This window comes from Vibrio sp. R12-SW3-ISO1, assembly GCF_059834005.1.
Genome location: NZ_JCBDGK010000010.1, coordinates 1 through 7442 on the forward strand (window position 1 = coordinate 1; position 7442 = coordinate 7442).

The 7442-nt window shown below is 49.5% G+C and carries 8 protein-coding genes and 4 tRNA genes; 3 read left to right on the forward strand and 9 right to left on the reverse strand.

Annotated features, from left to right (window positions below; all coding sequences use genetic code 11):
* Nucleotides 1-140 precede the first annotated feature (140 nt).
* The 4 genes from AC6R0R_RS02840 to AC6R0R_RS02855 form a co-directional block, all read right to left on the reverse strand.
* Nucleotides 141-216 (reverse strand) — tRNA-Thr (locus AC6R0R_RS02840).
* Between the two features lie 12 nt (nt 217-228).
* Nucleotides 229-303, reverse strand: a tRNA-Gly gene (locus AC6R0R_RS02845).
* A gap of 35 nt (nt 304-338) precedes the next feature.
* Nucleotides 339-423, reverse strand: a tRNA-Tyr gene (locus tag AC6R0R_RS02850).
* Between the two features lie 46 nt (nt 424-469).
* Nucleotides 470-545 (reverse strand) — tRNA-Thr (locus tag AC6R0R_RS02855).
* Nucleotides 546-752: 207 nt separating this feature from the next.
* Here AC6R0R_RS02855 and coaA point away from each other — a divergent pair.
* Nucleotides 753-1676, forward strand: a complete 924-nt coding sequence (gene coaA, locus AC6R0R_RS02860; RefSeq protein ID WP_500625634.1) for a type I pantothenate kinase — start codon at nt 753-755, stop codon at nt 1674-1676.
* Nucleotides 1677-1714: 38 nt separating this feature from the next.
* Here the strand turns inward: coaA and AC6R0R_RS02865 are convergent, their stop codons facing one another.
* Together AC6R0R_RS02865 and AC6R0R_RS02870 are read right to left on the reverse strand one after the other, a co-directional pair.
* A complete protein-coding gene (locus tag AC6R0R_RS02865) occupies nt 1715-2140 on the reverse strand; it encodes a DUF805 domain-containing protein (RefSeq protein WP_500625635.1) in 426 nt (141 codons plus the stop codon).
* A 15-nt stretch (nt 2141-2155) separates the two neighbouring features.
* Nucleotides 2156-2503, reverse strand: coding sequence for a 5-carboxymethyl-2-hydroxymuconate Delta-isomerase (locus AC6R0R_RS02870; RefSeq protein ID WP_334555628.1), 348 nt, complete (start codon nt 2501-2503; stop codon nt 2156-2158).
* A gap of 278 nt (nt 2504-2781) precedes the next feature.
* Between AC6R0R_RS02870 and tpiA the strand changes: the two genes are divergently transcribed.
* Both tpiA and AC6R0R_RS02880 read left to right on the forward strand, forming a co-directional pair.
* Nucleotides 2782-3552: a triose-phosphate isomerase gene (gene tpiA / locus AC6R0R_RS02875; RefSeq protein ID WP_010445251.1), complete on the forward strand. Its 771-nt coding sequence runs from the start codon at nt 2782-2784 to the stop codon at nt 3550-3552.
* A gap of 178 nt (nt 3553-3730) precedes the next feature.
* Nucleotides 3731-5080 carry an MATE family efflux transporter gene (locus AC6R0R_RS02880; RefSeq protein ID WP_500625636.1) on the forward strand — a complete coding sequence of 450 codons (1350 nt, stop codon included), beginning with the start codon at nt 3731-3733 and terminating at the stop codon, nt 5078-5080.
* Nucleotides 5081-5156: 76 nt separating this feature from the next.
* Here the strand turns inward: AC6R0R_RS02880 and rraA are convergent, their stop codons facing one another.
* The 3 genes from rraA to efp form a co-directional block, all read right to left on the reverse strand.
* A complete protein-coding gene (gene rraA / locus AC6R0R_RS02885; RefSeq protein ID WP_334555630.1) occupies nt 5157-5681 on the reverse strand; it encodes a ribonuclease E activity regulator RraA in 525 nt (174 codons plus the stop codon).
* Between the two features lie 100 nt (nt 5682-5781).
* Nucleotides 5782-6702, reverse strand: a complete 921-nt coding sequence (locus AC6R0R_RS02890; RefSeq protein WP_487902600.1) for a 1,4-dihydroxy-2-naphthoate polyprenyltransferase — start codon at nt 6700-6702, stop codon at nt 5782-5784.
* Between the two features lie 123 nt (nt 6703-6825).
* Complete coding sequence (efp, locus tag AC6R0R_RS02895) at nt 6826-7392, reverse strand: elongation factor P (RefSeq protein WP_334555632.1); 567 nt, start codon at nt 7390-7392, stop codon at nt 6826-6828.
* Nucleotides 7393-7442 lie beyond the last annotated feature (50 nt).

The following is a 7442-nucleotide window of genomic DNA, read 5'->3' on the forward strand; positions in this document are numbered from 1 at the left end:
GACATGAGTAGTCCCTCTAGGTACGGATTTTAAGTGGCGCAAGACCACGTAACCAAACAAATTGGTGATAAACTTATTCTCAATCACTAAACGTAGTTTAGTAAAAAGAAAGTATCAAAAGGAAAAGTTCGCTTGAGAGCTGGTGCTGATAGGCAGATTCGAACTGCCGACCTCATCCTTACCAAGGATGCGCTCTACCACCTGAGCTATATCAGCACTCATAATGAGTGGAGCGGGCAGCGGGAATCGAACCCGCATCATCAGCTTGGAAGGCTGAGGTAATAGCCATTATACGATGCCCGCAACACGTAACTCTTCGAGCTATTTCCTAAAGAATATGGTGGAGGGGGACGGATTCGAACCATCGAAGGCAGTGCCGGCAGATTTACAGTCTGCTCCCTTTGGCCACTCGGGAACCCCTCCAAATTTTTATCCATTTCTCGCTCTCTAAAAGAGACGCATAGAGAAATGGTGCCGACTACCGGAATCGAACTGGTGACCTACTGATTACAAGTCAGTTGCTCTACCTACTGAGCTAAGTCGGCATAAGTGGTGCGCATTCTATTGAATGATTTTCTACCTTGCAATAGCAAATCCAAAAAAAAATGCCAAATTGGATAGTTTCTGCTTTTTTGTTGAAAAATCGAGCAAATTGTCGGGCAAATCACGCGAATATCGATCATCTCGTTTGCAATCTAAGTCCGTTGTTGTAATGTCGCTGCTCGCATCTTCAACTCAGGTTAGGACGACACATGACTCCCTATCTCTCTTTTACCCGACAGCAGTGGGCAGAATTACGCAATTCTGTGCCCATGACGTTGTCTGAAGAGGATTTGCGGGAGCTGCAAGGCGTGAACGAAAGCCTGACGATGGAAGAAGCGGTCGAGATTTATCTGCCCCTAGCGCGATTGCTTAATCTCTATGTCGCCGCTCGGCAAAGTCGCAATACCGTCCTGAACAATTTCTTGGGCAACCAAGAGAGTGCTCCACCCTTTATTATTGGGATTGCCGGTAGTGTGGCGGTCGGCAAAAGCACCACCGCTCGTTTACTCCAAGCCCTGCTGTCACGTTGGGATAACCATCAAAAAGTCGAGTTGGTGACCACCGATGGCTTTCTTTACCCCAAGCGCGTACTCGATGAACGTGGCATTATGCACCGTAAAGGCTTTCCTGAATCTTATGATATCAAGCGTTTGGTGCAATTCGTCTCAGACGTCAAAGCCGCCAAGCCCAACTTGGAAGTGCCGGTCTACTCTCACATCACCTATGACATCACCGATGAAGTCAAAGTGGTGGATAGACCTGATGTGCTGATTATCGAAGGGCTCAATGTGTTACAAAGTGGGATGGATTACCCGCACGATCCTCATCGTGTGTTTGTCTCCGACTTCTTGGACTTCTCCCTCTATGTCGATGCCAACAGTGAGGTGATTGAGCAGTGGTATATTGAGCGTTTTCTAAAATTTCGCTCCGGCGCCTTCACTAAACCGGGGTCTTACTTCAGCCACTACACCCAGTTGTCGAAACAGCAGGCGATAGATAAAGCAAAAGAGATCTGGCATTCCATCAATGGTATTAACCTGCGTAACAACATCTTACCCACTCGCGAGCGGGCGCAGCTGATCCTAAAAAAAGGACTCAACCACAAAGTGGAAGAAGTCCTTCTTCGTAAATAGCCTAGGGTGATAGAAACTCTCTTGCGATAGGCAGCCGATTATTCTGGCTGCGGGCCAAACCTATTCTCACCTTCTGTGCCTTTAAAGAAGCCGCACTCGACCAAAATCCACACTCCGCAAATCATCGCGACGACCGAAATGGCGGTTTGCAGCGCCGCCGGTTGAGCAACTTGCCCAGGGTCACCCACTGGCATCGTCATACGTCCGATAACAAGTGGAACGTTCAGTAACAGCCACCAACTGGATTTGTCTCTGTCATGCCAACGCTTGGCGGTGATGGCTAAGTCAGGAATCAACACGATGACAAGGAACACCGGCAGGATGAGATGGGCCGTCACTGGAATAACCGCGTTGAGTGTCGCAGCGAAGCTTACAATCACTAGGTAGTAAACCACATTCCACAGCCAATAAACCTTACGACCAATGCGGCCTTGAAATGAAAACAGCAGTGCTTTAATTGACATCGTATTCCCTAATAGTTAATTGATGATTTTTTGAAAACAGCTCGGGTCCATATCGCGAATATTAACGGTTAAGCTACGCACATGTCCCGCTTGTTGTTGCAACACCGCCATTAATTGACGTGATAAATCACGCTTCTGTTCCTCAGTTCTTCCCGCCAACAGCTCGAAGCCAATATGAATAAAATCGCTACTGTCACCTTCATCCCCAAGCAGCCAATGATGGCAGCGCAATGCGCGAGACTTGACGGATAAGGTGTCGAACAGGCCTGATTGTAAAACCACGAAATGCAAATCCTCGAGCAATCCTTGCACATTAACACGCTCATCCACAGAGTTGGAGTATTCCATAACTAGGTTTGGCATCGATGTTGTTCCCTTTTTAGTGCGCTGGTTGGATAGGTATACGCCACTATTATCAATTTCTGTACTTATTTCGCACTCGATGCCAGCGATTCTGTCTACGGGATCACTGCCAGAGCGGTCAGTTATGCTAAATCCATGCGCAAGGCAGTCGGCAAAAGGTTTACAAACCCAATAAGACATGACGGTAATCATGATCTGGACCATTTAATCTGTTATATTCCTACCCAGATTTTTTACATTAATGAACGTTCTACGTTAAAAAGAGAGGGAGTATTCCTATGCGTCGTCCTGTAGTGATGGGTAACTGGAAATTGAATGGCAGCAAAGCAATGGTCACTGAGCTGCTAACGGGTCTAAACGCTGAGCTTGAAGGCGTTGAAGGTGTCGACGTAGCCGTTGCGCCACCAGCACTTTACATCGACCTTGCTGAGCGTGTCATCGCAGAAGGCGGTAACAAGATTATCCTGGGTGCACAAAACACTGACCTCAACAACAGCGGTGCCTTCACTGGTGACATGTCGCCAGAAATGCTGAAAGATTTCGGTGCTTCTCACATCATCATCGGCCACTCTGAGCGTCGTGAATACCACAACGAATCTGACGAGTTCATCGCAAAGAAATTCAACTTCCTAAAAGAAAACGGTCTAACCCCTGTTTTCTGTATCGGTGAATCTGAAGCGCAAAACGAAGCGGGCGAGACTGAAGCTGTCTGTGCACGTCAAATCAATGCAGTGATCGACACTTACGGTGTTGAAGCGCTAAACGGCGCCATCATCGCATACGAGCCAATCTGGGCTATCGGTACAGGTAAAGCAGCGACGGCAGAAGATGCACAACGCATTCACGCTTCTATCCGCGCACTTATCGCTGCAAAAGACGAAGCGGTTGCTGCGCAAGTGATCATCCAGTACGGCGGTTCTGTGAAGCCAGAAAACGCAGAAGCGTACTTCTCACAACCAGATATCGATGGTGCTCTTGTTGGCGGCGCTTCTCTTGACGCGAAGAGCTTTGCAGCGATTGCAAAAGCGGCGGCGGCAGCAAAAGCTTAATCCATTCTTTATGGACATAGACAAAGGTCAGCTTGCGCTGGCCTTTTTTATTGCGCGGTACAAAACCCAAAGCCGCCCTCAAATATGTGCGCCTCACACCATCTGAACGATGGGGTTGGTCGTCATAGCGCAGATAAAGTATGCTACGCTTTTCCGCCCGTGAGAGTTGACGTCCTCGATGCAAGATAAACATGGCCTGTTAACGGGTCACATTCCCGATGTTTTGCGCCAAATGACCGTGCCGATGACCTTTGGCATGATCGCTATTTTGATGTTCAATCTGGTCGATACGTTTTTTATCTCTCTGCTCGGTACCCAAGCGCTGGCAGCGGTCAGCTATACCTTTCCTGTCACCTTTGCCGTCAACTGCATCACTATGGGCATAGGAATGGGCATCTCCACCAACATTGCTCGTCTACTTGGCCAAGGCCATACCACCGATGCAGCGCGATTTTCGACCCACGGTTTGCTGTTGGCGGTAACCTTAGTGGCGTTGGCCTCCATCTGTGGATTACTGACGATTGAGCCGCTCTTTCTACTGCTGGGCGCTGAGCCAGATTTACTTCCCCTTATCAACCAATACATGGCGATTTGGTATTTAACCATACCGTTGCTCGTCATTCCGATGGCGGGAAACAGTGCCATTCGCGCTACGGGTGATACCAAAACCCCGGCTAAAATCATGATGTTGGCCGGCGTAATTAATGGCGTGCTCGATCCTTTACTGATTTTTGGTTACGGCCCGTTTCCCGCACTCGGGATTCAAGGCGCGGCGATCGCAAGCGCCTTCAGCTGGGCAGGGGCACTGTTAGGCTCCTTGTATGTACTCACATGGCGCGAGAAGCTGCTCGCCAAACCAAACCTCACCACCCTTCGCAGTGATTGCCAATCCATTCTGAAAATCGGCACGCCGGCGGCGCTGTCAAATGCCATGACACCGCTCTCAGGTGCGATTCTGATGATACTGCTTTCGACGCACGGCACCAGTGCCGTAGCGGCCTACGGTGCAGCGCAGCGGGTGGAGTCGATTCTTATCTTGGTGCTGATGTCGCTCACCTCTGCCCTGACTCCGTTTATGGCTCAGAACTTGGGCGCGAAAAATCCGCAGCGCGGCTTCGCCGGTTTGTTCCTCACCATGCGCTTTGCACTGATTTTCCAATTGGGGATTTTTGTCATGATGGTGCCGCTGAGCATTCCCATCTCCTCCCTATTTTCTCAAGAGCAAGCGGTCAAAGATCTGTTATGGCACTACTTACTCGTTGTGCCTTTTAGCTATGGGTTTCAAGGAATGTTGATGATGCTGGTCTCAGGGCTGAATGCGCTGCATGAACCGCTCAAAGCGTTTCAGTGGAGCTTTATGCGGCTGTTTATTTTCACCCTACCCTGTGCCTGGTTCGGCAGTCTTTGGTATGACATTGAAGGACTGTTTATCGGCATTGCTGTTGGCAATATCATCGGCGGTGTACTCGCCTACCTCTACGCGCTCAAACTACGCAGCGCTCACTTGTCTGCACCGCTACACCCGTAAACGTTCAAAATGAGTCAGGATTTAAAGGAAAGTAAGGCCTAGAAACGAACACACCAGCCGAAGCTGGTGTGGTGATTTAGAGCGTCTCATCGACGACATCGGTCTCATCGACGTCTAAATCTATATCAAGTGGCTCTTGGGAGAGGATCACGCCTGTGTTGTCGGCATAAAGGTAGTCTTCGGGTAAGAAGGTCACGCCACCGAAGTTGACGGCCACTTCCGTTTCACCCACGCCTTGTGAGCTCGCACCAACCGGAATCGAGGCCAAGGCTTGAATGCCAATGCTCATGTCTTCTAACTCATCGACTTCACGTACGCAGCCATAGACAACAATGCCTTCCCACTCGTTCTCTTCAGCAAGAGAAGCGAGCTCAGCGTCAATGAGCGCACGTCTTAGTGAGCCGCCACCATCGACCAACAGCACACGGCCTAAGCCGTCTTGTTCGAGCACTTCACGAATCAGCCCGTTGTCTTCAAAACACTTCACCGTTGTGATTTGGCCAGCGAATGACGCACTGCCGCCAAAGTTGCTGAACATGGGCTCGACCACATCGACCTGATCCATATAAACATCACACAAAGCGGACGTATTGTATTCCATGAGTTACCTTCCCAAACCGTTGGTTGACTCACTCGAGTATATCCGGTCATTAAGTCATTGCAATGACAAGGCGCAATAATACAAGCTCTTGTGAAGGTGATCAGACTCTCATCAGTGTTTGCACGACGACCACGCCAGCAAACAGCAGGTTGGTCAGCAAGGAGCATTTAACAATCACCGGCATCATCGGCGCAATCTGGGCAGGCTTATTCGCCAACCAGACCGCTCGGCCATGTTTGAACACCACCAGTACACTGAGCAAAAACGGCAAGCTGACCCACATTGGTTCTGGTTGATGAAGTAAGTAGAGCGCAAAGGCTAACAGAGAGAAGCCCAGCAAGAAAAAGTGATAATGCTTCGCGCGTTGTTGGCCCAAGCGCACTGCAACCGTACGCTTTCCGCACTCTTGATCGTTCTCGATATCGCGCATGTTGTTGATATTCAGTACCGCAACCGCCAACAACCCGCAGCCTATCGCCGGAAGAATCAATGACACTTGGACAACACCAGTGTGAAGAAAATAGGTCCCGGCCACACCGAGCAAACCAAAAAAGAGAAACACAGAGACATCGCCGAGCCCGACGTAGCCATAAGGCTTCGACCCCACCGTATACGCTATAGCAGCGATGATCGCCAGTACCCCTAAGCCGATAAAGGCCAAGATACTTTGCACACTCTCTAAGGCGTAGAACACCAAAACCAGCCCGGACAATATCGTCATGATGACATTGATGACGATCGCTTGCTTCATGTCTTGGGTCGTGACCGCGCCCGACTGGATGGCGCGCATCGGGCCAAGACGTTTGTCGTTATCGGTGCCCTTGACGGCATCACCGTAATCATTGGCGAGATTGGAGAGAATTTGCAATAAGGTCGCCGTCGCAAACGCCAACAGTGCGATCGGTAGAGAAAACTCATGATGAGAGTACGCTAGCACGCTACCGGTCAAAATCGACACCAGCGCCAGCGGGAGCGTTTTTGGCCGAGCCGCACCCAACCAAATTTGCAAAGACGCTTTCATAAACGAGAACCTTTGATCTCTATATCACTAACAAACTCAGGCTATTGTGACACTTTGCCGCAGCCGAAAAAACAAAAAAGGCCACGATGTGGCCTTTTTCTCACGCTATCACGCATCGGGTGATTATTTTACGCGACCCACGTACTCGCCTGAGCGCGTGTCGACTTTGATCACTTCACCGATAGAGATAAACAGTGGTACACGAACCACAGCACCGGTTGATAGCGTAGCAGGCTTACCACCGGTACCCTGTGTATCACCTTTCAGGCCAGGGTCGGTATCTGTCACTTCAAGCTCAACGAAGTTAGGTGGCGTTACAACGATAGGGTTACCGTTCCACAGCGTCAGCATACAGGTGTTGTTTTCCACCAACCATTTTGCGCTCTCGCCCACGGCTTTCGCATCCGCCGCGATCTGCTCAAACGTTTCCGCATTCATAAAGTGGTAGAATTCACCGTCGTTATAGAGATAATCTAGATCGATATCCATAACGTCTGCGACTTCACATGTGTCACCAGACTTAAAGGTTTTCTCTAGCACTTTACCAGAAAGAAGCTTACGAATTTTTACGCGGTTGAACGCTTGGCCTTTACCCGGCTTAACGTATTCATTTTCAAGGATCACACAAGGCTCGTTGTCGAGCATGAGTTTCAAGCCGCCTTTAAATTCATTCGTGCTAACTGTAGCCATTTTTTCCTCTTACATTCTTAGAGCTAAATTCAATGCCGCCTATCATAACC